Genomic DNA, 25,416 nt, shown 5'->3' on the forward strand with positions numbered 1-25,416 from the left:
AGGTGGAGGGCTGGGCGGGTGGGGCGGGGAGGGGGGTCGCCCCCGCCGCCCCTTCCCTTCCCGTCCCTGGGGGCTGCGCCCCCAGACCTCCCTTTGTCGGCCTTCGGCCTTGTCCTCAAACGCCGGACGGGCTGGAGATACCGGCCGTCGGCCGGGGGCGGAGAGCTACGGCACGACCACGATCTTGCGGCCCACTCCCGCCGCGAACTGCTCCAGTGCCTCCGGGTAGCGCTCCAGCTCGATGCGGTCGCTGATGAAGACGTCGGGGTCGAGGACGCCGTTCGCGAAGAGTTCCGCGGCGCGCTCGTAGCTGTGCAGGACCGCCATCGAACCCGTGATGGTGATCTCCTGGTTGTAGATGCGGTACGGGTCGATCTGGACGCGCGTCGCGTAGTCGGCGACGCCGAACTGGAGGAACGTGCCCGCCTTGGACACCCGGTCCAGGCCGTCCTGGATCGCCGCCGCGTTGCCCGTGGCGTCGATGACCAGGTCCCAGCCCTGGGGGCGGTCCAGCTCGTCCGGGGTCGCGGCCGAGGCCGAGACGCCGAGGCCGCGGGCCGTCTCCAGGCGGGTCGGGTTGAGGTCCACCATGTCGACGCTGGCCGCGCCCGTGCGCTTGGCCAGCTCCAGCATCATCAGGCCCATCGTGCCGGAGCCGTAGATCAGGACGTGGGCGCCGAGGCGGGACTGGAGGACGTCGTAACCGCGGACGGCGCAGGAGAGCGGCTCGATCAGGGCCGCGTCCTGGGTGCGCACGTGCTCGGGGAGCTTGACGCAGTTCGCCACCGGTGCCACCGCGTACTGCGCGGCGCCGCCCGCCGTCGTGACGCCGATGGCCGCCCAGCGTTCGCACAGGTTGTTGTGGCCGGCACGGCAGTAGCGGCACTCGTAGCAGTAGAGGGAGGGGTCCACCGCGACCTGGTCGCCCACCGCCACCTCGGTGACCTGGGTGCCGACGCCGACCACCTCGCCGGCGAACTCGTGGCCCGGCACGATCGGGAGCTTGGGCGCGAACTCGCCCTGCAGGATGTGCAGGTCGGTGCCGCACAGGCCGCACGCGGCGACCTCGACGACGACCTGGCGCGGCCCCGGAGTCGGGTCGGGGACGTCGGTGACGACGGCGCGGCCCACGGACTCGATGACGGCGGCCTTCATTTCACGGCTCCCAACGACAGGCCCTGGACCAGTTTGTCCTGGGCGGCGAACCCCGCGGCGAGCACCGGCAGGGAGATGACGAGCGACGCGGCGCACACCTTGGCCAGGAAGAGGCCCTGGCTGGTGATGAAGCCGGTCAGGAAGACGGGGGCGGTCTCGGCGACCACTCCCGTCAGAACCCGGGCGAAGAGAAGTTCGTTCCAGCTGAAGATGAAGCAGATGAGGGAGGTGGCCGCGATGCCGGGCAGGGCGATCGGGGCGACCACGCGGGCCAGGATGGTCGGCAGCTTGGCGCCGTCGACCCGGGCCGCCTCGATGATCGCGACCGGGACCTCGGCCAGGAAGGACTGCATCATCCAGACCGCGATCGGCAGGTTCATCGAGGTGTAGAGGATGACCAGCAGCCAGATGTTGTCCAGCATGTCGGTGTTCTTGGCGAACAGGTAGATCGGCAGCAGGCCCGCCACCACCGGCAGCATCTTGGTGGAGAGGAAGAAGAAGAGGACGTCGGTCCACTTCTTCACCGGGCGGATGGAGAGGGCGTACGCGGCGGGCAGGGCCAGGACCAGCACGAAGAGGGTCGAGGCGATCGACGCCACGGCCGAGTTGATCAGGGCCGGCCAGGGGCTGGCGCCGCCGCCCGCGCCGAAGAACTCGCGGTAGCCGTCCAGGGTCAGCGACGCCGCGAAGGACGGCGGGTTGGTGGCGGCGTCCGACTCCGAGTGGAAGGAGGTCAGCGCCATCCACGCGATGGGGAGGAAGAAGACGATGCCCGCGAGCCAGGCCACCAGGCCGAGGCCGGCTCCGGCCTTGCGGCGGGTGCGGGGGCGCTGGGTGGTGGTGCCGGTGGTGGCGGGTCGTACGGCGGTGGCGCTCATGCGCGGCCAACCTCCTCGCGGAACAGGGACGACACCACGCGCAGCGCGAAGGTGGCGATGATGATCGAACCGATGACGACCAGGACGCCCGCGGCCGAGGCGAGGCCGTTCTCGTGGGCCTGGTAGAAGCTCTGGTAGACGGTGTAGGGCAGGTTGGCCGTGCCCAGGCCGCCGGACGTGATCGTGAAGACCGCGTCGAAGTTCTGCACGATGTAGATCGAGCCGAGCAGGGCGCCGAGTTCCAGGTAGCGGCGCAGGTGGGGCAGGGTGAGGTGGACGAAGATCTGCCAGTCGCCCGCGCCGTCCACCCGGGCGGCCTCGATCTGCTGCTGGTCCCGGCTCTGCAGCCCGGCCAGCAGGATGAGCATCATGAACGGCGTCCACTGCCACACCAGGGACAACTCCACCGCGATCAGCGGGGTGTTGGAGATCCAGTCCGGCTGCGGTCCGCCCACGTAGTGCAGCAGGCCGTTGAGCAGGCCGTACTCGGGGTTGTAGAGGACGTGCTTCCAGAGCAGCGCCGCCGCGACCGGGACCACCAGGAACGGGGCGATCAGCAGGGTGCGGACGATGCCGCGGCCCTTGAACTTCCGGTCGAGCAGCAGGGCGAGGCCCAGGCCGAGCACCAGGCTGGCCAGGACCACCGCGACCGTCAGCAGGATCGTCGTCCACACCGACTTGCGCAGCGCGGCGTCGCCGAGGACGTCGCCGTAGTTGCCGAAGCCGGCGAAGCTGCGGGCGTCCGGGTAGAGGGCGTTCCAGTCGAAGAAGGAGATCACCAGCGTGGCCACGAAGGGCAGCTGGGTGACCACGATCATGAAGATCAGGGCGGGCAGGAGCGGGGCGCGGGTGGCCCAGGCGCGCAGCCGGTCGGACGGCGGTCGGACGGCGGGGCGCGTGGCGTCTGGTGCGGCCGAGGGGGCCGTTGTGGTGGCGGTCATCGTCCCTCGTACTCCTCGGAGATCTGCTCGGCGAGCTGCTGGGACTTCTTCAGGGCCTCGTCGACGGACTGGCGTCCGGCGATGGCCGCGCTGATCTCCTGGGAGACCTTGGTGCCGAGGTCGGTGAACTCGGGGATGCCGACGAACTGGATGCCGGGCGCGGGCCGCGGCTGCACGCCGGGATCCTTGGGCTTGGCGCCCTCGATGGCCTTCCTGGTCATCTCCTGGAAGGCGGCGGCCTCCTTGACGTAGTCCGGGTTCTCGTACGTCGAGGCGCGCTTGCCGGCCGGGATGTTGGACCAGCCGAACTCGTCGCCGACCAGCTGCTCGTACTCCTTGCTGGACGCCCAGGAGACGAACTTCCAGGCCTTGTCGGAGTTGCGGGAGGCCTTCTGGATGCCCCACGCCCACGTGTAGAGCCAGCCGGCGGAGTCCGTCTTCTCCACCGGGGCGGGCGCGTAGCCGACCTTGCCCTTGACCGGGGACTTGGCGGCGTCCAGGGAGCCGGCCGCGGACGTGGCGTCGTACCACATGGCGACCTTGCCCTGGGTCATGTTGTTCAGGCACTCGGCGAAGCCGGACTGGGCGGCGCCGGACTCGCCGTGCTCACGGACGAGGTCGACGTAGAACTTCGTGGCCTTCTCGAACTCGGGGGAGTCGAGCTGGGCCTGCCAGTCCGTGTCGAACCAGGTGCCGCCGAAGGTGTTCACGACCGTCGTCAGCGGCGCCATCAGCTCGCCCCAGCCGGGCAGTCCGCGCAGGCAGATGCCCTTCATGCCGGACTCGGAGCCGTCGAGCTTCTCGGCGAACTCGGCCACCTGCGTCCAGGTGGGGTGCTCGGGCATCTTGAGGCCCGCCTTGGCGAACAGGTCCTTGCGGTACATCAGGAAGGACGACTCGCCGTAGAAGGGCTGGCCGTAGAGCTTGCCGTCGTCGCCCGTGAGGGACTCGCGCATCGGGCCGAGGATGTCCTGCTCGTCGTAGGCCGCGTCCTTCGCGACGTAGGAGTCCATCTCGTGCAGCCAGTCGTTGCGGGCGTAGATCGGTATCTCGTAGTTGGAGAGGGTGGCGGCGTCGTACTGGCCGGCCTGGTTGGCGAAGTCCTGGCTGATCTTGTCGCGGACGTCGTTCTCCGGCAGGACGGTGAAGTTCACCTTGATGCCGGTCTCTTTGGTGAAGTGGTCGGCGGTGAGCTTCTGCAACTCGACCATCTGCGGGTTGTTGACCATCAGGACGTTGATGGCGTTGCCGCCGGAACCGGCGCCGCCCGCCCCGACCCAGCAGCCGGAGAGCAGCGGGGCGAGCAGCGTCCCTGCGGCGGCCATGGCGAGTGTGACTCGCGGCCTCCGTCGGCTCTGGGTTCGCATGGATCGCTCCTGAACATATGGGGAGGTATGGGGCATGGGAAAGAAAAGGGAGAGAAGGGTGTGAGGGTGGCTTGCGGGGGAGTGGTGAGGGGAGGGAGGGAACGGGAGGGGAGGGGAGTGGGCCGGGGTGGGCCGGGTCGGTTCGATGGGCTCAGACGCGGATGACCTGTGGTCCGAGCAGGGAGTAGCGGTGGGCCTCGGCCGTGGGCAGCAGGGTGCTGGTGACGATGGCCTCCAGGGCGCCGATCTCCGCGAAGCGGCAGAAGCTCACCGCCCCGAACTTGGTGTGCGCGCCCGCGAACACCGTGCGGCGGGCGGCCCGGACGGCCTGCGTCTTGACCTCGCTGACCGCGGGGTCGGGGGTGGTGAGACCGTGCTCGCGGGAGATGCCGTTGGCGCCGATGAACGCCAGGTCGATGACGAAGCCGGCCAGCATCTTGGTCGTCCAGTGGTCGACGGTGGCCAGGGTGCCCGAGCGGACCCGGCCGCCGAGCAGCAGGACGGAGGTGTCGCCGGCCTCGGCGAGCGCGCCGGCGACCGGCAGGGACGCGGTGACCACGGTCAGTGGACGGTCCCGGGGCAGGGCCTCGGCGATGAGCTGGGGGGTGAAGCCCTCGTCGACGAAGACCGTCTCCGCGTCGCCGAGCAGTTCGGCCGCGGCGGAGGCGATCCTGCGCTTCTCCGGTACGTGACTGGTGGCGCGGAACGCGAGCGTGGTCTCGAACCCGGCGCTCTCCACCGGATAGGCGCCGCCGTGGGTGCGGCGGACCAGGCCGTGGTCCTCCAGGGCGCGCAGGTCCCGTCGTACGGTCTCCTTGGCGACGCCCAGTTCGGCGGCGAGCGCGGTCACGTCGACCGAGCCGGTGGCGCGGGCGGCCCGCACGATCTCGCGCTGGCGTTCCTCCGCCGTCCTCGTGCCCATGCCGAACACCTGCCTCACCGCCTCGTTGCCGTGTGGTTGCCCGTTCGGGCCTGTGCGGCCCTTGTGGGATGTTTTACAGCGGACATGCCCCGCTGACCAGGCCTGTTGCGGATCCGATACTGCCCGGGTGTGCCCGTTTCCGGCGCTGGGTGCCCGTCTTGGACCAGCAATGCAGCGCCGGGCGGGGTGAGAACGGGCAGCGCGGATGCCCGCATGCGGAAGCGGACGGGCCCGATCGGTGCCCGTCCGCTCGCCGTGCGGCCCTCTGACGGTCGTCTTCCGGTCAGTACGGCCAGATCGGGGGGTCGGTCACGAAGGGGCCGCCCAGGCGGGTGTGCGCCGGGTTGGCCGGGTCCAATTCGCCCTGTTCCGCCAGGAGTTTCGCGGCGTACGGCTCGGAGTCGTCCTGCGGTTCGTAACCGAGCGCCCGCGCGGAGGCCAGGTCCCACCAGAGGCGGGTGTTGGCGGAGGAGCCGTGGACGACGGTGTGCCCCACGTTCTCGGCGGTGAGTGCCGCGTGGAAGAGGCGGGCGCCGTCCGCGGGGCTCATCCACACCGAGAGCATGCGCACGCTGGTCGGCTCCGGGAAGCAGGAGCCGATGCGGACGGAGACGGTCTCGATGCCGTGCCGTTCCCAGTAGAGCTGGGCGAGGTCCTCGCCGAAGCACTTGGACAGGCCGTAGAAGGTGTCCGGGCGCCTCGGGGTGTCGATCGGGATGAGGGGATCGTCGCCCTGCGGGCGCGGGGTGTAGCCGACGGCGTGGTTGGAGGAGGCGAAGACGACGCGGCCGACGCCCTCCTCGCGGGCGGCCTCGTACAGGTTGTACGTGCCCTCGATGTTGGCGGCCAGGATCTTCTCGAAAGAGGCTTCCAGGGAGATGCCCGCGAGGTGGATGATCGCGTCGACGCCCCGGACCGCCTCGCGCAGGGCGTCGCGGTCGGCGAGGTCGGCGACGATCGACTCCGGCTCGCCCTCGACGGGGCGCATGTCGAGCAGGCGCAGCGCGTACCCCCCGCCGGGGCCGTGGCCGGGGAGCAGGTCCCGCATCAGGGTGCCGAGGCCGCCTGCGGCGCCGGTGAGCAGGACGGTGCGGGGAGCGGGCATCCTCGGGACTCCTGGGTCTGCTGAAGCAACGGCAGTCGTACGAATGCGTACCTAGCGTTCATATGCGTGGACACGCTAAGGAAGGGGTGATCCCGCGTCAAGAGGGCGCCTGCTTGACGGTGTTCACGAGGCGGCTTAGCGTGGTCGCGTTCAGAAATATGGACGCAGATCATGCATATGACGACTGCTTGACGGCTGCTTGACGGCTGCTCTGACGGCTGCTCTGACGACTGCGTGCAGCTTGCGTGGAACATGACGACCACCGTGCATCCGGAATGGGGAGCGCCCGTGACCTCAGCCCCTCTCGCCGCCCGGCTCACCGCGCCCAGCGGGCCGCTCTTCTTCCCCGTCACGGCCTACGGCCCCGACGGCGGACTCGACCTCGACGTCTACCGCACCCACGTGCGCCGCGGGGTCGAGGCCGGTGCCGCCGCCGTGTTCGCCTGCTGCGGCACCGGCGAGTTCCACGCCCTCACGCCCGAGGAGTTCCAGGCCTGCGTCCGCGCGGCCGCCGAGGAGGCGGCGGGCCGGGTGCCGGTACTGGCGGGCGCCGGTTACGGCACCGCCCTCGCCGTGCGCTACGCCCGCCTCGCCGAGGAGGCCGGGGCCGACGGACTCCTCGCCATGCCGCCGTACCTGGTGGCGGCGGGGCAGGAGGGCCTGGTGCGGCACTACCGGGAGGTGGCCGCCGCGACCGCCCTGCCCGTGATCGTCTACCAGCGCGACAACGCCGTCTTCACCCCGCGCAGCGTGGTCGAACTGGCCCGCACGGACGGCGTCGTCGGCCTCAAGGACGGGCTCGGCGACCTCGACCTGCTCCAGCGCATCGTCAGCACGGTCCGCACGGAACTCCCCGGCCGGGACTTCCTCTACTTCAACGGACTGCCGACCGCCGAACAGACCCAGCTCGCCTACCGCGCCCTCGGCGTCACGCTCTACTCCTCCGCCGCCTTCTGCTTCGCCCCCGAGATCGCCCTCGCCTTCCACCGGGCGCTGCGCACGGGCGACGAGGCCACGGTGCACCGTCTGCTGGACGGCTTCTACCGGCCGTTCGTCGAACTGCGGGACAAGGGACGCGGATACGCCGTCGCCCTGGTCAAGGCGGGCGTACGGCTGCGCGGCCTGGACGTGGGCGAGGTGCGGACGCCGCTGCAGGAGCCGGCCGAGGACCACGTGAAGCAGCTCGCCCGGATCATCGAGCGGGGACAGGCGCTGCTCCAGGACGGGGCCGCCCGATGAAGGCGTCGGCGTTCGTCTACCCCTGGGACGTCAACGGCGACCCGCACGCCGCCGCCCGCGTCGCGGACCTCGGCGTGGCGCAGGTGACGCTCGCCGCCGCCTACCACTCCACCCGCGCCCTCACCCCCCGCCACCCGCGCCACCGCGTCGTCACCGCCGAGTACGCCGCCGTCCTCTACCCGCCGGACGCGGCCCGCTGGAAGGACCGCGCCCCGCGCCCCTACGAGGCCGGCGACTGGGCGCCCGGCGACGCCTGGGGCGAGGCCGCCGCCGCCCTCGCGGACGCGGGCCTCGAGGTGCACACCTGGGTCGTCCTCGCCCACAGCTCCCGCCTCGGCGCCGAGCAGCCGCACACCTCCGTCGTCAACGCCTACGGCGACCGCTACCCCTGGGCGCCGTGCATCGCGCAGCCCGCCACCCGCGCCTACCTCACCGACCTGGCCGCCGAGGCGGCGGTGCGGCCGGGGTCGCGCGGCACCGAGCTGGAGTCGCTGGGCTGGTACGGGCTCGCCCACCTGCACGCCCACGACAAGATCGCGGGGGTGGCCCTCGGGGACGCGGGCCAGTACCTGATGTCCCTCTGCTTCTGCCCGGCCTGCGGGGACGGGTACGGCGACCACGGCCTCGACCCCGACGAACTGGCCGCCGCGGTGCGCGCCGCGCTCGAACCCGTCTGGCGGGGGACGGCGCCCTCGGACGGGGGCTGGGCGGGCGTGGGCGCTCTCCTCGGTGAGACCACGGCGGACGCCACGCGTGCCTGGCGCGACGACCGGGCCCGCACGCTCCAGGAGGCGGCGGTCGCCGCCGTCCGAGCCGCCGCGCCCGACGGTTTCCAGGTCCTGATGCACGCCGACCCGGTCTCCCACCACTGCGGCGCCAACGCCGGCGTCGACCCCGCGCACATCCTGTCCGTCGTGGACGGCGTGGCCGTGCCCTGCACGGGCGGGGCGGGCCTGCTCTCCCCCTTCGCCGAACAGGCCCGCCCCGGCACCGTCCTCGCCGCCAACCTCACGGTCGTCTCCGGCATGGGTGGCAGCCCCCGCACCCTCGCCACCGACGCGGCCCGCGCCCGCGACCTCGGCGCGACGGAACTGCGGCTCTATCACGCGGGGCTGGCGTCGGACGCGGACCTGGAGGCGGTGCGGGCGGGGCTCGGGGTGGAGTGACCGGGCGGGGCTTGCGGCGGGGGGACGGGGCCGGGGCGGCCATCGGCGAGGGGCAGGCCATCCGGGCCGCGGCGGGGGCGGGGGGACCACGCCCGCCGTCACCGGGTCAGTGCCCGCCCGGCCCAGTCCGTCCGAGTGCCGGAGGGCGGCAGGTCTCTCGTCCCAGGTGGTGGATGACGGCGCCTTCCGGGTGGTCCCTGCCTGCTCCTGGCCTCTCCCGACCCGGATCACTTGCGAGGATCACTTGCGGAGTCGAGAACGGTACTCGCCCGGGGCAGTGCCTCGGGCACGTCTGAAGGCACGGCTGAAAGCGTGCGGAGAGCTGTATCCGACCGCCCCGGAGATCGATTCGACCGGCTCATCGGTGTCGCGGAGCCGGACGGACGCCAGGTCGATGCGCCACTGCGTCAGGTACGCGCCCGGCGTCTGCCCGAGGGCGGCCCGGAAACGCCTGGACAGCGTTGCCCGCGAGACGCTCGTCGCGGCGGCCAGGGTCTTCGTGGTCCAGGGGCGTCCCGGTTGGGCGTGGACCCGTGCCAGAGCGTCGCTCACGACCGGATCACGCATCGCTCCCAGCCATGAGCCGGGCTGCTCCTGCGGGTGGCGGGCCAGCCAGGCGCGTACGAACTGGACGAGCAGAAGGTCGACGATGCTGTTGACGGCGGCGGTGGTGCCGATCTGCGGCTGTGCGAACTCGGCGGTGAGAAGTTCGACGGTCCTTCCGAGCTGCGCGTTCTCCCGGGCGGTGACGTGCATCGGCCGGGCGAGGGAGGCAAGCACCGGTGTGTGCACCTCCGGGTCCTGCTCATAGTGCAGGACGATCACTTCCGTCTGCACCGGCGCCGAGCCCAGACGCAGGGCCCGCCCATCGCCCATGGCCCGGGCCGCCTCTTCCCGGTCGCAGGAACCCATCGTCACGTCGGCGCCGCCGGCTATCCCGTGGGCGGTGCCCGGCGGCACCAGGACGGAGTCTCCGGCCTGCACCTGAAGCGGTTTCTCGCCCGGGACGTGGAGCCACACAGTGCCGCGGGACACCACGTGCAGTGCCGCTCCCGGAAAGGAATCCAGCCACAGGCCCCAGGTCCCTCCGGCCTTCAGCACGACTCCGAGCGCCCCACGCGCACCCGAGACATGCAAGACCTCCGCCAGTACATCCACGGGGCCATTCTCCTCCACCGCCGCGAACCGCCGCCGACGGCCGACTACGCATGTGTCCTCGTCCACAGCTTCAGGTCACGGCAAGAACGATTTTTCCGTGCACCTTCCGTGCGAACAGGGCCCGGACGGCGTCGGCCACGCCCTGCCAGTCGCCTCGGAGTCCGACCGGTGCCGAGAGCTTCCCGGCGGCCATGAGGCCCAGCAGGTCCGTCAGCTCCCCGCCGGTCGGCGTCATGTCGCCGTAGGTGGTGATGCTGCGGGGCTCACCGAAGCCGAACAAGGAACCTGCCGGGAAGGTGGTTTCCTGCCCCGAGGAGTAGCCGACCAGGTGGATGGTGCCGCCCTCGGCGAGGGAACTCCACGCCTGGGCCACCAGCGGGCCGCCGACGGTGTCCAGGACGAGGTCGAACCGGTCCCCGGTCTCAGCCAGGTCGGTCAGAACCCTGTCGGCGCCGAGTTCACGGAGCCCGGCGGCCCGCTCCGGCGAACCGACGAGTGCCGTCACCCGGGCGCCCGCCAGCGCCGCCAGCTGGACGGCGAAGTGCCCCACGCCCCCGCTGGCGCCGGTGATCAGCACGTCGCGCGCCAGCACGGAACGCTTGCGCAGCACCCGGAAGGCGGTGACCCCGGCGATCCCCAGCGCGGCGGCGTCGGCCAGATCCACGCCCTCGGGGACGGTGCCGAGCGAGGCGGGGCTGACGGCCACCCGCTCCGCCCACGCGTGCGGAGCCATTCCCACTGCGACGCGCGTACCTTCGGGCGGTCCCGATCCGTCGGACGCGGCGCGCACCACGACGCCGGCCGCGTCGTGACCGTGCACAGCGCCGTCCGGCCACTGGCGCACGTAATTCAGCTCTCCGAAGTTGAGGCTGATGTGCTGTATCTCCACCAGCGCCTCACCGGCGGACGGTACGGGCTCATCGACATCGGCGAACCGGACGGGTCCGGCCTCGCTGTGATCGACCACAAGGGCGCGCATGGGGGTGTGTTTCCTTCTCTCGCGGAGGTGCCTGAACATTCGGCGCGGCAACAGATCGAGTGCGCGAATGCCGCACTGCTGTCTTCTTGGAACCCTACGCAGGACCGGGACAGCGACCAGACCCGTGAGAATCAATCAGTTGACGATCTGTGTCAGCGCGGCTCGCGGCGCGTCGAGCCCTGCGCCCGGCCGACGGGCCAGGACTACCGGCCCGACCCGGCAAGCGCTCCAGGCGGCGTACGCCCCGCCCCGGTGACGGCGGCCACCGCCCCGACCAGGAACGCCGGACACTGCCCGACTTCCTTTTGTCAGAAGCATTGACGCGGTCGCGCGCCCCTCTTACCTTCAACGCGTCGTACTCCGTACGTCATATATGAGACGCGATACGCGATATCCGAGAGGCGCACATGACCTCTGTGCCCACGCCGATCCCCTCCCGCACGCAGTACGTGCTGGAGGAGATCAAACGCCGTATCCTCACCGGCCGGCTGACGCCCGGCCAGGCCCTCGTGGAGACCGACCTCGCCGCCCAGTTCGGGGTCTCCAAGACCCCGGTGCGCGAGGCGCTCAAGACGCTGGCCGGTACCGGGCTGGTCGTGAACAGCCAGTACAAGGGCGTCACTGTGCGCATGGTGGACGCGGACATGGCGCGCGAGGTCTACGACGTGCGGCTGCTCCTGGAGCCGGAGGCGCTCAGGCGCGCGGTGCGGCGCGGAGCGTCCCTGGACGCCGCCCGCGACGCGCTCGCCCGGGCCGACCGGGCCGCGGACACGGCCGAACGGTCCCTCGCCAACCGCGAGTTCCACCGCGCCCTGTACGTGCCGTGCGGCAACCCGCTGCTCGGCCGGATGCTGGACGAGGTCCGCGACCAGGCGGCCCTCGTCTCCGCCGTCGCCTGGGCCGCCGACCCCTCCTGGGACCGGGAGGCCGGCGAGCACCAGGAGATCCTGCGCCTGGCCCTCTCCGGTGACGCGGGGGCCGCGGCCCGCGCCCTCCACGCGCACATCGCGTCGTTCGTCGAGCGGGCCTTCCCCTCAGCGGGGATTCCGGCCCAGGAAGAGGACGGTCAGGCATGACAGCGACGTTCGAGAGCCAGCGGGCGGCCCTGGCCGACGTGGTGGCGATCCCGGTGACCCCGTTCGCCGAGGACGGCTCCGTCGACCGGGCCACCCACCGGGCCCTGCTGCGCCGGCTCCTCGACGGCGGCATCGGGACCCTCACCCCGGGCGGCAACACGGGCGAGTTCTACGCCCTCGACCCGGCCGAGCGCCGCCTCGTCACCGAGCTGACGATCGAGGAGGCGGGCGGGCGCGCGGCGATCCTGGTCGGCGTCGGCCACGACGTGCCGACCGCGGTCGCCTCCGCCCGGCACGCCCGGGACCTGGGCGCCTCCATGGTGATGGTCCACCAGCCCGTTCACCCCTACGTCTCCCACGGCGGCTGGGTCGACTACCACCGCGCGATCGCCCGGGCCGTGCCCGAACTCGGCGTCGTGCCCTACCTCCGCAACGCACAGCTCCCCGGCGCCCGTCTCGCCGAACTCGCCGACGACTGCCCCAACGTCGTCGGCGTGAAGTACGCCGTCCCGGACGCCGCCAGGTTCGCCGCCTTCGCCCGCGACGCCGGTCTCGACCGCTTCGTCTGGGTCGCCGGACTGGCCGAGCCGTACGCGCCCTCGTACTTCAGCGCGGGCGCCACCGGCTTCACCTCGGGGCTCGTGAACGTCGCCCCGGCCGTTTCGCTGAATATGATCGAAGCGCTTCGATCGGGCGACTACCCGGCCGCGATGAAGGTCTGGGAGCAGATCCGCCGCTTCGAGGAGCTGCGCGCCGCCGGCGGCTCCGCCAACAACGTCACCGTGGTCAAGGAGGCCCTCGCCTCCCTCGGCCTGTGCCGGCGGGAGGTCCGCCCGCCGAGCAAGCCCCTGCCCGAGAGCGAGCGCGCCGAGATCGCCGCCATCGCCGCCGGATGGTCGATATGAATCCCGGAACCCAGCCGAAGTCCCCCGAGGAACTGCGCAGTCACCAGTGGTACGGCACGGACGGGCTGCGCTCCTTCAGCCACCGCGCCCGCACCCGCCAGCTCGGCTACCTGTCCGAGGAACACCTCGGCAAGCCCGTCATCGCCATCCTCAACACCTGGTCCGACATCAACCCCTGCCACGTCCACCTGCGCGACCGCGCCCAGGCGGTCAAGCGCGGGGTGTGGCAGGCGGGCGGCTTCCCGCTGGAGTTCCCGGTCGCCACGCTCAGCGAGACCTTCCAGAAGCCGACCCCGATGCTCTACCGCAACCTCCTCGCCATGGAGACCGAGGAGCTGCTGCGCTCCTACCCGGTCGACGGGGCCGTACTGATGGGCGGCTGCGACAAGTCCACCCCCGCCCTGCTGATGGGCGCCGCCAGCGTCGACCTGCCCGCGGTCTTCGTGCCCGCCGGGCCCATGCTCCCCGGGCACTGGCGCGGGGAGACCCTCGGCTCCGGCACCGACATGTGGAAGTACTGGGACGACAAGCGGGCCGGCCTCATCGGCGACTGCGAGATGCAGGAACTGGAGAGCGGCCTGGCCCGCTCGCCCGGCCACTGCATGACGATGGGCACCGCCTCCACCCTGACCGCCGCCGCCGAGGCCCTCGGCGTCACCGTCCCGGGCGCCTCCAGCATCCCGGCCGTCGACTCCGGGCACGACCGGATGGCCGCCGCGGCCGGTCTGCGGATCGTCGAACTCGTCCACCGGGACCGGAAACTGGGCGACATCCTCACCGCCGACGCGTTCGAGGACGCCGTCACCACCGTGCTCGGCCTCGGCGGCTCCACCAACGCCGTCATCCACCTGATCGCCATGGCGGGCCGCGCGGGCGTCACCCTCACGCTCGACGACTTCGACCGGATCGCCCGCACGGTGCCGGTGCTCGCCAACGTGCGCCCCGGCGGACAGACGTACCTGATGGAGGACTTCCACTTCGCCGGCGGCCTGCCCGGCTTCCTCTCCCGCATCACCGACCTGCTCCACCTGGACCGGCCCACCGTCTGCCACGACACGATGCGCGAGCAGCTCGACGGCGCGCTCGTCCACCACGACGACGTCATCAGGCCCCGCGGCAACCCGGTCGCGAGCGAGGGCGGGGTCGCCGTCCTGCGCGGCAACCTCTGCCCGGACGGCGCCGTCATCAAGCACATCGCCGCCGAGCCCCGACTGCTCAGACACACCGGGCCCGCCGTCGTCTTCGACGACTACCGGACCATGCAGCGCACCATCAACGACCCGGACCTGGACATCACCGCCGACAGCGTGCTGGTGCTGCGGGGCTCCGGTCCCAGGGGCGGCCCGGGCATGCCCGAGTACGGGATGCTGCCCATCCCCGACCACCTGCTCAAACAGGGCGTGCGCGACATGCTCCGGATCTCCGACGCCCGGATGAGCGGCACGAGCTACGGCGCGTGCGTGCTGCACGTGGCCCCCGAGTCGCACGTCGGCGGACCGCTCGCCCTGGTGCGCACCGGTGACCCGATCACCCTCGACGTCGCGGCCCGCACCCTGCACCTGGGCGTGGACGACGAGGAGCTGGAGCGCCGCAGGGCCGCGTGGACGCCGCCGCCCGCCCGCTACGAACGCGGCTACGGCGCGCTCTACGACGAACAGATCACCCAGGCCGACACCGGCTGCGACTTCGAGTTCCTGGCCCGGCCGGGCAAGGTGCAGGGCCCCTACGCCGGCTGACCCCGCCGTCGGCGGGGTTCCGGGCCCACCCCTGCCCGTGGAGAAAGCGCTTCCCATGGGGCCGCGCACGACGCACGCACGACGCACGCACGCATGCACGACGCAACCAGAACGGAGAACCGTCATGGCCCAAGCCGCAGCCGGGGCGAAACCGCCCGCGCCACCCCGGCGGCGCCGTGCCTCGGCCACGCCGCGCAGGCTCCCGTACCTGCTGATCGGACCGGCCGCCCTGCTGATGCTGGGCTTCATCGCCTACCCGGTCATCAGCGTCTTCTACTACAGCCTGCAGGAGTACAACCCCACCAAGCCGTGGCGGAACGGCTTCGCGGGCCTCGACAATTTCGTCCGGATCTTCACCGAGGACCCGGTCTTCTGGGACACCCTGGTCTTCAGCGCCAAGTGGGTCTTCGTCGAGGTCGGCCTGCAGCTGCTGTTCGGCCTGGCCCTGGCGCTCATCGTCAACCAGACCTTCGTGGGCCGCGGCATCGGACGCGCCATGGTCTTCTCCCCGTGGGCCGTCTCCGGCGTGCTGACCTCCGCGATCTGGGTGCTGCTCTACAACTCCCAGACCGGCATCACCCGTTACCTCGCCGACATGGGCATCGGCTCGTACGGCACCAGCTGGCTGTCGGACACCTCGACCGTGTTCTCCGCGGCGGTGGTCGCCGACCTCTGGCGCGGCGTGCCCTTCTTCGCGATCCTCATCCTCGCGGACCTCCAGTCCGTCTCCAAGGACCTGTACGAGGCGGCCGAGGTCGACGGGGCGAGCCGCGTCAAGCAGTTCTGGCACATCACGCTGCCGCACCTGAAGGACGCCATCATCCTGTCCACGCTGCTGCGCGCGGTGTGGGAGTTCAACAACGTCGACCTGCTCTACACCCTGACCGGCGGCGGACCCGCGGGCGAGACCACGACGCTGCCCCTGTACATCGCCAACACCAGCGTCGACGCCCACGACTTCGGCTACGCGTCGGCCCTCACCACCGTCGCGTTCGTGATCCTGCTCTTCTGCTCGATCGTCTACCTGCGGCTGAGCAAGTTCGGAGGCGAGAACAAGTGATCACCAAGGAGGCCCCCGCGGCCGCCCCCGCCCCCGCGCCGGCCGACCCCGCCCCGCCGCGCCGGCCGAAGAAGCGCCCGGCCTGGGACGAGGTGCCCCGCTGGCAGATCTACCTCCCGCTCGGCGTCTACCTGGTCTTCACCCTGGTCCCGTTCTACTGGATCCTGCTCTTCGCGCTGCGCCCGGCGGGGTCGGCCTCGCTGGTGCCCTGGCCGATGACCTTCGACCACTTCGAGAAGGTCTGGAACGACCGGGCCTTCGGCACCTTCTTCCAGAACAGCGTGCTGGTGGGCGTCGCGACCCTGCTGATGACCACGCTCGTCGCCCTGGCCGGCGGCTACGCGCTCGCCCGGTTCGACTTCAAGGTCAAGCGGGTCTTCATGCTCGCCCTGCTCTGCTCCCAGTTCGTGCCCGGCGCGCTGCTGCTCGTGCCGCTCTTCGAGATCTTCGCCGAACTCCAGATGATCAACTCGCTGGGCAGCGTCATCATCGCCGAGACGGTCTTCCAGCTGCCGCTGTCGATCATCCTGATCAGCAACTTCATCAAGAACGTGCCCTACTCCCTGGAGGAGGCCGCCTGGGTCGACGGCTGCGGCCGGTTCCGCGCCTTCCGGGTCGTCGTACTGCCGCTGCTGCGGCCGGGCCTGATCGCGGTGGGCTCCTTCGCCTTCGTGCACTCCTGGAACCACTTCCTGTTCGCCCTGATGTTCCTCAACAACCAGAGCAAGCAGACCATCCCGGTCGGCCTCAACTCCCTGATGAGCGCGGACAGCGTCGACCTCGGCGCGCTCGCCGCCGGGGGCATCGTCGCCGCCGTGCCCGTCGTGATCGTCTTCGCCTTCATCCAGAAGTGGCTGATCACCGGCTTCAGCGCGGGGGCGGTGAAGGGATGAGCGAGGTTCCCGTCCGTGGGGGCGGTGAGGGGGCGAGTCGCGGTGCCGTGCGTGGTGGTGGTGAAGGGCCGCCGGGTCGCGGTTCCGTGCGCGGGAGTGGCGAGAGGCCGAGTCGCGGTGCCGTGCGCGGGGGCGGTCAGGGGGCGGGTCCGGTTCCCGTCGTCCTCGCCGGGGCCCGCGGTCACGGCCGCTGGCACGTCGCCAACATCCGCCGCCTGGAGCGGGCGGGCCTGGTCCGGTTCGCCGGCGTCTGCGACCCGGTCCCGCTGACCGAGGACGAGGCCGGCGGGGAACTCCCCGAGCAGTCCGCCGACCTGGGTGCCCTGCTGGACTCCACCGGCGCCCGGGCCGCGGTGATCTGCACGCCGATCCCCACCCACACCGACCTCGCCCTGACCGCCGCCCGGCGGGGCGTGCACCTGCTCCTGGAGAAGCCTCCGGCCCCGTCCTACGCCGAGTTCCGGCGCATGGCCGACGGGGTCGCCGAGGCCGGCGTCGCCTGCCAGATCGGGTTCCAGTCGCTGGGCTCGCACGCCGTGCCGGCCGTCCGCGCGCTGCTCGCCGAGGGCGCGATCGGCGAGGTGACGGGCATCGGCGGTGCCGGGGCGTGGGTGCGGGACGAGGCCTACTTCCGCCGGGCGCCCTGGTCGGGCAGGCGGCGGCTGAACGGCGCCGACGTGATCGACGGCGCCCTCACCAACCCGCTCGCGCACGCGGTGGCCACCGCCCTCGCGCTCGGCGGCACCGCCCGCGCCGAGGACGTCACCGGCATCGAGACCGAGCTGAGCCACGCCAACGACATCGAGGCCGACGACACCTCCTGCGTGCGGATCAGCACCGCGCGCGGACACCGGGTCACCGTCGCCGCGACCCTGTGCGCCGAGCGCGCCGGCGAGCCGTACGTCCTGGTCCACGGCGACAGCGGCCGCATCACCTTCTGGTACAAGCAGGACCGCGTCCTGCTCCAGCGCGGCGGCCACGGCCCCGAGGAGTACCAGTACGGCCGCACCGACCTGCTGGAGAACCTGGCCGGCCACCTCGCCACCGGCGCCCCGCTGCTGGTGCCGCCCGACGAGACGGGCGCCTTCATGCGGGTCGTCGAGGCGATCCGCCGGGCCCCCGACCCGGAGCCGCTGCCCGAGGCCGCCTGGCGCCGCATGGCCGACGAGAACCGCCGCGTCGTTCCCGGCATCGACGGACTCGTGGCCGCCGCCGCCGACACCCTCTCCCTCTACTCCGAACTGGGCGCGCCCTGGGCGCCCCGCACCGAGCACCCACTGAACGAGGTGAGCACCCGATGACCCCCTCGCCCCGGTCGGACTCCCCGGTCCTGCGGGTGGCGGGCCGCCCCGTCGCCCGGTACGTCACCCGGCCCGAGCTGCCGCCCCGGCTGTCCCCGCGCCCCCACCTGCACCCCGTCACCACCCTGGCCGGCACCGCGGTCACCGAGTCCGGCCCCGCCGACCACCTCCATCACCTCGGCGTCGGTGTCGCCGTCCCCGACGTCGAGGGGCACAACTTCTGGGGCGGGCGCACCTACGTACGCGACCGGGGGCCGACCGAGCTGGACAACCACGGCGCCCAGCGCCACACCGCCTTCCCGCTCCGCGACCCCGACGGCTTCACCGAGGACCTGCGCTGGGTCGCCGCCGGCACCGAACTGCTGCGCGAGCGCCGCACGGTCGCGGCCCGCGAACTCACCTCGACCGCCTGGGCCCTGGACTTCACCTTCGCCCTCACCAACGTCACCCCGGGCCCCCTCACCCTCGGCAGCCCCGCCACCAACGGACGCCCCGGCGCGGCCTACGGCGGCTTCTTCTGGCGCGCCCGCAAGGAGAGCGCGGCGCCCGGCGTCCTCACCGCCGACCGCGACGGCGAGGCCGAGGTGCACGGCACCCGAGCCGACTGGCTGGCCCTGACCGGTGACACCTGGTCACTGGTGTTCGCCGGCGCCACCGGGCGGACCCGGCAGGACCCGTGGTTCGTGCGCACCGGGGAGTACCCGGGCGTCGGCTCCTCCCTCGCCCACGACGCACGGCTCACCGTCGCTCCCGGGGACACCGCCGTCCGCCGGATCGTCACCGTCGTCGCCGACGGCCGCCTCGACGCCGACGGCGCCGCCACCCTCGTACGAAAGGCGGTCGGCACGTGACCCCCGAGCACGCCAAGACGTACACCAACCCCGTCCTGAACGCCGACTGGTCCGACCCGGACGTGATCCGCGTCGGCGACGACTTCTACCTGACCGCCTCCAGCTTCGGCCGCGCCCCCGGCCTGCCGCTGCTGCACTCCCGCGACCTGGTCAACTGGACGCTGGTCGGCCATGCCCTCGACCGCCTGGAGCCAGAGCGGGAGTTCGCCGCGCCCCATCAGGACCGCGGTGTCTGGGCTCCGGCCCTGCGCCACCACGCCGGCCGTTTCTGGATCTTCTGGGGCGACCCCGACCAGGGGGTCTTCCAGGTCAACGCCCCCGAGATCCGCGGCCCGTGGACCGCGCCGCACCTGGTGAAGTCCGGCAAGGGCCTGATCGACCCCTGCCCGCTGTGGGACGCGGAGAGCGGCGAGGCCTACCTCGTGCACGCCTGGGCCCGCTCCCGCTCCGGCGTCAAGAACCGCCTCACCGGCGATCGCATGCGCCCCGACGGCACCGGGCTCCTCGACGACGGCGAGGTGATCGTCGACGGCGACCGCCTGCCCGGCTGGTTCACCCTGGAGGGCCCCAAGCTCTACCGGCACGACGGCTGGTTCTGGATCCTGGCCCCCGCGGGGTCGGTGGAGACCGGCTGGCAGGGCGCCTTCCGCTCCCGCGCGTTCTTCGGGCCGTACGAGGAGAAGGTCGTCCTCGAACAGCGGGACACCGACGTCAACGGCCCCCACCAGGGCGGATGGGTGCGCACGCAGACCGGCGAGGACTGGTTCCTGCACTTCCAGTCGCGCGGCGCGTACGGCAGGGTGGTCCACCTCCAGCCGATGCGCTGGGACGGTGACGGCTGGCCGGTCCTGGGCGAGGGCGGCGCTCCGGTCGCCGAGTACACCCGCCCCGCGCTGCCCCCGCAGCCGCCCGCCGCGCCCGCGACCGACGACGACTTCCCCGGCGGGCGCTTCGGCCGCCAGTGGTCCTGGGCGGCCAACCCGCGCGACGGTTGGGCCACGCAGCACGCCGGGGACGGCCTGCGGCTGGCGTGCGTCCGCGCGGCCGGCGTGGACGACCTGCGGCTGCAGCCGAACTCGCTGACGCAGCGGCTGCCCGGCGCCCCCTCGGTGATCGAGGTGGACCTCACCCTGGACAGCGAGGAGCCGGGCGCGCGGGCCGGGCTCGCGGTGCTCGGCGACGCCTACCGCTGGATCGGGCTCCAGCGGGACACCGACGGCACGGTCCACCTGGTGCACCGGTTCGCCGACGCGGCGGCCGAGTCGGTGACCGGCGCCGAGCGGGACGCCGACCGCCCCCGGCCCGCACCGGGCGGACGGGTCCGGCTGCGCGTCGAGACCGCCCCCGGAGCCCGCTGCCGCTTCTTCTACGACCTCGGCGACGGTCCGCGCCCCACCGGCCGGGAGTTCGCCGCCAGGCCCTGGCGCTGGGTCGGCGCCCTGCTCGGCCTGTTCGCGCTCGCGCCCACCGGCCCGGGACACGCGGGCGCGGCCACCTTCACCCGGTTCCGCGTCGGGCACCGGTAACGCGCACCGGCCCCACACACACGTACGACACGTCCAGTCCCACCCGCATCAGTTCCACCGCATCGGTCCCACCGGATCAGTCCCACCGCACCTTTGGATCCGTCGGATCCAGTGGATCCAGGAGAAGAGAGCCGACCAATGAAGATCAGCATTCTCAGCACGGGCACCCGCGCACGCCGGACACCGGCGGTCGTCGCGCTGGGCGCCGTACTCGCGCTGACCGCCACCGCCTGCGGCGACGACGGCAGCGGAGCGGGCGGCGGCAAGGGCGCAGAGGGCAGCGGCACCGGGAAGATCACCTTCTGGGACAACAACGGCGGCATCCGCACGGCCGTCTGGAAGGAGATCATCGCCGACTTCGAGAAGGCGAACCCGGACATCGACGTGGAGTACGTCGGGATCGCCGCCACCGAGTACCAGTCCAAGGTCGACACCGCGATCCAGGGCGGCGGCCTGCCGGACGTCGGCGGCGTCACGGCGTCGATGCTCGCCGGCTTCTCCGCCCAGGGAGCCCTGGAACCCCTGGACGGCCGGCTCACCGAGTCCTCCCTGAACGGCAAGCTCAACAAGGACATGGTCGAGTCCGTGAAGGCCGCCGGCGGCGGCGACGGCACCCTGTACTCGGTGCCGTCCTCCGCCAACAACGGCGTCCTCTACTACCGCACCGACCTGTTCGAGAAGGCCGGGCTCGACGAGCCGACGACGTGGGACGCGTTCTACGCCGCCGCCGACAAGCTGACGGACAAGGGCAAGAACGCGTTCGGCTACACCATCCGCGGCGGCTCCGGGTCCATCGCCCAGGCATTCGACGCCATGTACGGGCAGTCCGGCATCACCTCGTTCTGGGACGCCGAGAAGAAGACGACCGTCAACGACCCGGAGAACGTCGAGGCGCTGGAGAAGTACGCCGCCCTCTACAAGAGGGTCACGCCGGCCGCCGACGTCAACAACGACTTCGCCAAGATGACCGCCCAGTGGGACACCGGCACCATCGGCATGGTCAACCACAACCTGGGCTCCTACACGGACCACGTGAAGGCGCTCGGCACCGGGAAGTTCCGCGGCATCCCGCAGCCGGTCGGTCCCTCCGGCAAGCGGGTGCAGGTGTCCAACCCGGTCGACGGGCTCGGCCTGTTCAAGAGTTCCAAGAACAAGGAGGCCGCCTGGAAGTTCATCGAGTTCGCCACCTCGACGGAGCAGAACTCGCGGTTCAACGAGTCGGCCGGACAGGTCCCGTCCAACACGGAGGCCGCGGACGACGCGTGGATCCAGAAGGCCGAGCCGACGAAGCTGGCGGCGCAGGCGCTGAACGACGGGTCCACGACCATCGTCCAGCTGCCGTACTACCTGCCGGACTGGAACACCCTCTCGAAGTCGGAGAGCGAGCCGGCGTTCCAGAAGGTGCTGCTCGGTGAGACGAGCGCGAAGGACTTCCTGGACGACCTGGCCGAGAAGCTGAACGCGGCCCAGGCCGAGTGGACCGAGCAGATGGGCTGACCGGCCGATCCGGACATCGCCGTGGGACGGCCCGTGGTTCGGTTCGCGGGCCGCCGGCCGTCCCCGCTTCACCACGCACGCGCCACGACCCCCGCCCACGAAAGGGAGAGCCGCACCATGAACACTCGTATATGGCATGGACACGCTAAATCTGGGCGTGCCGGAAACGCGACCTGGACCGCCGCGCTCGCCGGCTGCACCGCGCTCGTGCTGAGCCTGGCGGCCGCCCCGGCCGAGGCCCGCACCGGCCACCACCCCCGGGACACCGCCCGCCAGACACTGCCCGCGAACGACGGCTGGGCCTCCCACGGCACCGGTACCACCGGCGGGGCCGCCGCCGCTGCGGAGCGCGTGTTCACCGTCTCCACCTGGGCCGGGTTCAGAGCCGCCCTCGCCGTCGAGGGCACCGCGCCGCGGATCATCAAGGTGAACGGCACCGTCGACGCCGTCTCCGCGGGCTGCGAGGCCTTCGCCGCGCCCGGCTACGACTTCGACGCCTATCTGGAGGCGTACTCCCCCGAGAACTGGGGCATGGACACCGACCTGAGCGCCGAGCCCGACGACAGCCCCGAGGGACTGCGCCGTGCCTCCGCCGCCGAGCAGGACACGTCCATCAAGGCGCACGTCCCCGCCAACACCACGATCGTCGGCGTCGGACGGAACGCCGGACTCAAGGGCGCCAGCCTGCAGATCAAGGACGTGGACAACGTCATCGTCCGCAACCTGACCTTCGAGAGCCCCGTCGACTGCTTCCCACAGTGGGACCCCACCGACGGCGACCAGGGAAACTGGAACTCCGAGTACGACAGCGCCGTCGTGTACGGGGCGACGCACGTGTGGCTGGACCACAACACCTTCACCGACGGCGAGCACCCCGACAGCGCGGCGCCCACCTACTTCGGGATGCTCTACCAGCAGCACGACGGCCAGCTGGACATCGTGAAGGGCGCCGACCACGTCACCGCCTCCTGGAACGTGTTCACCGAGCACGACAAGACGATCCTGATCGGCAACAGCGACAGCGAGGCCACCGCGGCGGTCGACCGGGGGCACCTGAAGTCGACCTTCCACCACAACCTGTTCAAGGGGCTCGTCGAGCGCGCGCCCCGCGTCCGCTTCGGCCAGGTCGACGTCTACAACAACCACTTCGTGGCCGGTGACGACTACGGCTACAGCTTCGGCGTCGGCAAGGAGTCCCAACTCGTCGCCGAGCACAACGCCTTCACCCTGCCGGACGGCGTCAGCGCCGGGCAGGTCCTCAAGCGGTGGAACGACTCGCCGCTCACCGCCGCCCACAACCGCGTCAACGGCCGCACCACCGACCTGATCGCCGCGCACAACGCCCAGAATCCGGACGTGCCGCTCGGGTCCGGCGCGGGCTGGACGCCCACGCTGCGCACCGAGGTCCTGCCGTCCAGGGCGGTCCCGTCCGTCGTCGACCGCGGCGCGGGCGCCGGCCGTCTGCGCTGACGTCCCCCGACGCCGACCGACATCCCCCGACCGCGGGCCGGGGCGCCATGCCGCCCCGGCCCCCTCCTCCCCGCCCCGAAGGAGCACGGCATGCACAGACGACCCGCACCGTCCCGCAGAGGCTTCCTCCTGACCACCGCCGGCGCGGGCGCCGCCCTCGGCCTCGCGGCGGGCCCCGCCGCCGCCGGCACCCGGCCGCGCCCGCACCCCTTCGGCCGGTACGGCTCACCGGCCCGCCGCCGCACCCCGAAGACCCTGTACGTCGACCCGCACGGCCGCGGCGACTTCACCTCCGTCCAGGCCGCCGTCACCGCGGCCGAGGGCGACGGCTGGACGCTCGTCCTCGCGCCCGGCACCTACCGCGAGACGGTCACCGTCGACGCCGACCGCACCGGCGCCACCTGGATCGGCGCCGGTGCGGACCCGCGGGACGTCGTCGTCGTGTACGACAACGCGGCCGGCACTTTGAGGCCGGACGGCTCCGGCACCTACGGCACCAGCGGCTCCGCCACCACCACCGTGCGGGCCGACGGCTTCACCGCCCACCGGATCACCTTCGCCAACGACTGGCTGCGCGCCGACCACCCGGACGTCACCGGCACCCAGGCCGTCGCCGTCAAGGTCCAGGGCGACCGCTCGGCCTTCCACCACTGCCGCTTCCTCGGCCACCAGGACACCCTCTACGCCGACAGCCGCGACCTCTCCCTCTTCGCCCGCCAGTACTACGCCGACTGCTACGCGGAGGGCGACGTCGACTTCGTCTTCGGCCGGGCGACGGCCGTGTACGAGCGCTGCACCTTCCGCACCCTGGTCCGCCCCGGCCTCGACACCGCCCCCTACGGCTTCGTGTTCGCCCCGTCCACCGCGGGCGCCAACCCGCGCGGGTACCTGGTGACCCGCGGCCGCGTCACCAGCGAGGCACCCGACGGCTCCTACAAGCTGGCCCGCCCCTGGGTGCCCAGCTCCGATCCCACCGCCCGCCCGATGCTCACCGTGCGCGAGACCCGCCTCGGCGCGGGCATCGACGCGGTGGCGCCGTACGCCGACATGCAGGACGCGTATCCCTGGCAGGAGCAGCGGTTCGCCGAGTACCGCAACACCGGCCCCGGCGCCGCGGTCACCGTGCCGGAGAACCGCCCCCGGCTCACCCGTGCCGAGGCCGCCTGGCACACCCCGGAGGCGTACCTCGGCGACTGGCGGCCGTACACCCGCCGGCACTAGCGGGCAGACGGGCACCGGCGCCGGCGGGCCGGTCGGCACCGGCACCAGCGGGCCGGCAGGCACCGGTACTTGACCCGCTTGACGCGATCTTTGCCAGGTAATGGGGTACGGATCCGGCCACCGGGCTCGCGCACACCCGGGTGACGCGCGTAGAAACCTGTGTCATGCATAAACCTCTGCGCATCGCGTCCGCCGTCGCCGCCTGTGCCGTCACCGGCACCGTCCTGTACGGCACGGGCGCCGCCACCGCCGGCCAGTCCACGGCCAACTCCACCCACGAGCCGTACAACATCGGGCAGCTGAGCAAGGACATCGACGCCTACTACGGCACCACGCTCGACGCCGACGGCGTCTACCAGGCCTCGCCCGACAGCCCGTACGCCGACGACCTGGCGCGGGCCGACGCGGCGGCGAAGAAGCAGATCGACCGGGCGGCCCGCACGGCGCACCACCGGCACACCAGGCCCGCGATCGTCTTCGACATCGACGACACACTGCTCCTCAGCCTCGACTACGAGAAGAAGAACAACTACGGCTACGACGGCGACACCTGGGCCGCCTACGTCGACCGCGCCGACCGCCCGGCCGTCCCCGGCAGCCCCGACCTCGTCCGGTACGCCGAGAAGAAGGGCGTCGAGGTCTTCTACAACTCGGGCCTGAGCGACGCCCAGCGCGCCGCCGCCGTCGAGAACCTGAAGAAGGTCGGCGCCGACGTGAACCTCGACACCGACCACGTCTTCCTCAAGGACAAGGCGAACCCGCCCTCCTACCTGTCCCACTGCGCCACCCCGGGCACCTGGGACTGCACCACCGTGGAGTACAAGGCGGGCACCCGCCGGCACATCGAGCGGGACCTCGGCTACGACGTCGTCGCCAACGTCGGCGACCAGTACTCCGACCTCCAGGGCGGCTGGGCCGACCGGACGTACAAGCTGCCCAACCCGACGTACTTCGTCGAGTAGCGCACCCC

Annotated in this window: 22 protein-coding genes; 14 read left to right on the forward strand and 8 right to left on the reverse strand. The window is 72.0% G+C overall.

Annotated features, from left to right (window positions below; translation table 11 throughout):
• Positions 1-165: 165 nt before the first annotated feature.
• The 6 genes from IG94_RS0134055 to IG94_RS0134080 form a co-directional block, all read right to left on the reverse strand.
• Complete coding sequence (locus tag IG94_RS0134055) at positions 166-1,155, reverse strand: zinc-dependent alcohol dehydrogenase family protein (RefSeq protein ID WP_031046500.1); 990 nt, start codon at positions 1,153-1,155, stop codon at positions 166-168.
• Positions 1,152-2,033 (reverse strand): carbohydrate ABC transporter permease, encoded by an 882-nt coding sequence (locus tag IG94_RS0134060; RefSeq protein ID WP_031046503.1) that lies wholly within the window; start codon positions 2,031-2,033, stop codon positions 1,152-1,154. The genes IG94_RS0134055 and IG94_RS0134060 overlap by 4 nt, the downstream gene beginning before the upstream one ends.
• Positions 2,030-2,974 carry a carbohydrate ABC transporter permease gene (locus IG94_RS0134065; RefSeq protein ID WP_031046506.1) on the reverse strand — a complete coding sequence of 315 codons (945 nt, stop codon included), beginning with the start codon at positions 2,972-2,974 and terminating at the stop codon, positions 2,030-2,032. The genes IG94_RS0134060 and IG94_RS0134065 overlap by 4 nt, the downstream gene beginning before the upstream one ends.
• On the reverse strand, positions 2,971-4,341 hold the full coding sequence (locus IG94_RS0134070) for an ABC transporter substrate-binding protein (protein ID WP_031046509.1): 1,371 nt from the start codon (positions 4,339-4,341) through the stop codon (positions 2,971-2,973). Before IG94_RS0134070 ends, IG94_RS0134065 begins: the two co-directional genes overlap by 4 nt.
• A gap of 151 nt (positions 4,342-4,492) precedes the next feature.
• Positions 4,493-5,263, reverse strand: coding sequence for a DeoR/GlpR family DNA-binding transcription regulator (locus IG94_RS0134075; RefSeq protein WP_031046512.1), 771 nt, complete (start codon positions 5,261-5,263; stop codon positions 4,493-4,495).
• 283 nt (positions 5,264-5,546) lie between these two features.
• Positions 5,547-6,368: an NAD-dependent epimerase/dehydratase family protein gene (locus IG94_RS0134080; RefSeq protein WP_031046513.1), complete on the reverse strand. Its 822-nt coding sequence runs from the start codon at positions 6,366-6,368 to the stop codon at positions 5,547-5,549.
• Positions 6,369-6,656: 288 nt separating this feature from the next.
• On the opposite strand from IG94_RS0134080, the gene IG94_RS0134085 reads away from it, so the two are divergent.
• Together IG94_RS0134085 and IG94_RS0134090 are read left to right on the forward strand one after the other, a co-directional pair.
• Positions 6,657-7,607: a 5-dehydro-4-deoxyglucarate dehydratase gene (locus tag IG94_RS0134085; RefSeq protein WP_031046522.1), complete on the forward strand. Its 951-nt coding sequence runs from the start codon at positions 6,657-6,659 to the stop codon at positions 7,605-7,607.
• Entirely contained in the window at positions 7,604-8,773 is a 1,170-nt protein-coding gene (locus tag IG94_RS0134090; RefSeq protein WP_031046525.1) for a hypothetical protein, read from the forward strand. The genes IG94_RS0134085 and IG94_RS0134090 overlap by 4 nt, the downstream gene beginning before the upstream one ends.
• Positions 8,774-9,013: 240 nt before the next feature.
• Here the strand turns inward: IG94_RS0134090 and IG94_RS0134095 are convergent, their stop codons facing one another.
• Positions 9,014-9,931, reverse strand: coding sequence for an AraC family transcriptional regulator (locus tag IG94_RS0134095; RefSeq protein WP_031046528.1), 918 nt, complete (start codon positions 9,929-9,931; stop codon positions 9,014-9,016).
• A 70-nt stretch (positions 9,932-10,001) separates the two neighbouring features.
• Positions 10,002-10,910, reverse strand: a complete 909-nt coding sequence (locus IG94_RS0134100; protein ID WP_031046531.1) for a zinc-binding dehydrogenase — start codon at positions 10,908-10,910, stop codon at positions 10,002-10,004.
• A 407-nt stretch (positions 10,911-11,317) separates the two neighbouring features.
• Here IG94_RS0134100 and IG94_RS0134105 point away from each other — a divergent pair, with 407 nt between their 5' ends.
• The 12 genes from IG94_RS0134105 to IG94_RS0134160 all read left to right on the forward strand — a co-directional run bounded on the left by IG94_RS0134105 (position 11,318) and on the right by IG94_RS0134160 (position 25,408).
• Positions 11,318-11,986, forward strand: coding sequence for a GntR family transcriptional regulator (locus IG94_RS0134105; protein WP_031046533.1), 669 nt, complete (start codon positions 11,318-11,320; stop codon positions 11,984-11,986).
• On the forward strand, positions 11,983-12,891 hold the full coding sequence (locus IG94_RS0134110; protein WP_031046536.1) for a dihydrodipicolinate synthase family protein: 909 nt from the start codon (positions 11,983-11,985) through the stop codon (positions 12,889-12,891). The genes IG94_RS0134105 and IG94_RS0134110 overlap by 4 nt, the downstream gene beginning before the upstream one ends.
• On the forward strand, positions 12,888-14,627 hold the full coding sequence (gene araD / locus IG94_RS0134115) for an L-arabinonate dehydratase (RefSeq protein ID WP_031046539.1): 1,740 nt from the start codon (positions 12,888-12,890) through the stop codon (positions 14,625-14,627). Before IG94_RS0134110 ends, araD begins: the two co-directional genes overlap by 4 nt.
• Before the next feature lie 124 nt (positions 14,628-14,751).
• On the forward strand, positions 14,752-15,687 hold the full coding sequence (locus IG94_RS0134120) for a carbohydrate ABC transporter permease (protein WP_031046541.1): 936 nt from the start codon (positions 14,752-14,754) through the stop codon (positions 15,685-15,687).
• Positions 15,684-16,580 carry a carbohydrate ABC transporter permease gene (locus IG94_RS0134125; RefSeq protein WP_031046544.1) on the forward strand — a complete coding sequence of 299 codons (897 nt, stop codon included), beginning with the start codon at positions 15,684-15,686 and terminating at the stop codon, positions 16,578-16,580. The genes IG94_RS0134120 and IG94_RS0134125 overlap by 4 nt, the downstream gene beginning before the upstream one ends.
• 122 nt (positions 16,581-16,702) lie before the next feature.
• Positions 16,703-17,881: a Gfo/Idh/MocA family protein gene (locus IG94_RS0134130; RefSeq protein ID WP_031046547.1), complete on the forward strand. Its 1,179-nt coding sequence runs from the start codon at positions 16,703-16,705 to the stop codon at positions 17,879-17,881.
• Positions 17,878-18,732 (forward strand): DUF6807 domain-containing protein, encoded by an 855-nt coding sequence (locus IG94_RS0134135; protein ID WP_031046550.1) that lies wholly within the window; start codon positions 17,878-17,880, stop codon positions 18,730-18,732. The genes IG94_RS0134130 and IG94_RS0134135 overlap by 4 nt, the downstream gene beginning before the upstream one ends.
• On the forward strand, positions 18,729-20,258 hold the full coding sequence (locus IG94_RS0134140) for a glycoside hydrolase family 43 protein (RefSeq protein WP_031046553.1): 1,530 nt from the start codon (positions 18,729-18,731) through the stop codon (positions 20,256-20,258). Before IG94_RS0134135 ends, IG94_RS0134140 begins: the two co-directional genes overlap by 4 nt.
• A gap of 138 nt (positions 20,259-20,396) precedes the next feature.
• The gene (locus IG94_RS0134145) at positions 20,397-21,755 is read left to right on the forward strand and encodes an ABC transporter substrate-binding protein (protein ID WP_031046555.1); all 1,359 of its coding nucleotides are present in this window, start codon (positions 20,397-20,399) and stop codon (positions 21,753-21,755) included.
• Positions 21,756-21,872: 117 nt separating this feature from the next.
• Entirely contained in the window at positions 21,873-23,225 is a 1,353-nt protein-coding gene (locus IG94_RS0134150; RefSeq protein WP_031046558.1) for a pectate lyase family protein, read from the forward strand.
• 90 nt (positions 23,226-23,315) lie between these two features.
• A complete protein-coding gene (locus IG94_RS0134155; RefSeq protein ID WP_031046561.1) occupies positions 23,316-24,446 on the forward strand; it encodes a pectinesterase family protein in 1,131 nt (376 codons plus the stop codon).
• Between the two features lie 164 nt (positions 24,447-24,610).
• Positions 24,611-25,408 carry an HAD family acid phosphatase gene (locus tag IG94_RS0134160; protein WP_031046564.1) on the forward strand — a complete coding sequence of 266 codons (798 nt, stop codon included), beginning with the start codon at positions 24,611-24,613 and terminating at the stop codon, positions 25,406-25,408.
• Positions 25,409-25,416 lie beyond the last annotated feature (8 nt).

Source organism: Streptomyces olivaceus, from assembly GCF_000721235.1.
Lineage (GTDB): Bacteria > Actinomycetota > Actinomycetes > Streptomycetales > Streptomycetaceae > Streptomyces > Streptomyces olivaceus.

Bases quoted from the DNA above. Each gene is read 5' to 3' on its own strand.
- IG94_RS0134160 (WP_031046564.1), top strand. From the start codon at position 24,611: ATGCATAAACCTCTGCGCATCGCGTCCGCCGTCGCCGCCTGTGCCGTC.
- IG94_RS0134145 (WP_031046555.1), top strand. From the start codon at position 20,397: ATGAAGATCAGCATTCTCAGCACGGGCACCCGCGCACGCCGGACACCG.
- IG94_RS0134070 (WP_031046509.1), bottom strand. From the start codon at position 4,341: ATGCGAACCCAGAGCCGACGGAGGCCGCGAGTCACACTCGCCATGGCC.
- araD (WP_031046539.1), top strand. From the start codon at position 12,888: ATGAATCCCGGAACCCAGCCGAAGTCCCCCGAGGAACTGCGCAGTCAC.
- IG94_RS0134060 (WP_031046503.1), bottom strand. From the start codon at position 2,033: ATGAGCGCCACCGCCGTACGACCCGCCACCACCGGCACCACCACCCAG.
- IG94_RS0134090 (WP_031046525.1), top strand. From the start codon at position 7,604: ATGAAGGCGTCGGCGTTCGTCTACCCCTGGGACGTCAACGGCGACCCG.
- IG94_RS0134120 (WP_031046541.1), top strand. From the start codon at position 14,752: ATGGCCCAAGCCGCAGCCGGGGCGAAACCGCCCGCGCCACCCCGGCGG.
- IG94_RS0134105 (WP_031046533.1), top strand. From the start codon at position 11,318: ATGACCTCTGTGCCCACGCCGATCCCCTCCCGCACGCAGTACGTGCTG.
- IG94_RS0134080 (WP_031046513.1), bottom strand. From the start codon at position 6,368: ATGCCCGCTCCCCGCACCGTCCTGCTCACCGGCGCCGCAGGCGGCCTC.
- IG94_RS0134155 (WP_031046561.1), top strand. From the start codon at position 23,316: ATGCACAGACGACCCGCACCGTCCCGCAGAGGCTTCCTCCTGACCACC.
- IG94_RS0134110 (WP_031046536.1), top strand. From the start codon at position 11,983: ATGACAGCGACGTTCGAGAGCCAGCGGGCGGCCCTGGCCGACGTGGTG.
- IG94_RS0134135 (WP_031046550.1), top strand. From the start codon at position 17,878: ATGACCCCCTCGCCCCGGTCGGACTCCCCGGTCCTGCGGGTGGCGGGC.
- IG94_RS0134065 (WP_031046506.1), bottom strand. From the start codon at position 2,974: ATGACCGCCACCACAACGGCCCCCTCGGCCGCACCAGACGCCACGCGC.
- IG94_RS0134055 (WP_031046500.1), bottom strand. From the start codon at position 1,155: ATGAAGGCCGCCGTCATCGAGTCCGTGGGCCGCGCCGTCGTCACCGAC.
- IG94_RS0134150 (WP_031046558.1), top strand. From the start codon at position 21,873: ATGAACACTCGTATATGGCATGGACACGCTAAATCTGGGCGTGCCGGA.
- IG94_RS0134100 (WP_031046531.1), bottom strand. From the start codon at position 10,910: ATGCGCGCCCTTGTGGTCGATCACAGCGAGGCCGGACCCGTCCGGTTC.
- IG94_RS0134075 (WP_031046512.1), bottom strand. From the start codon at position 5,263: ATGGGCACGAGGACGGCGGAGGAACGCCAGCGCGAGATCGTGCGGGCC.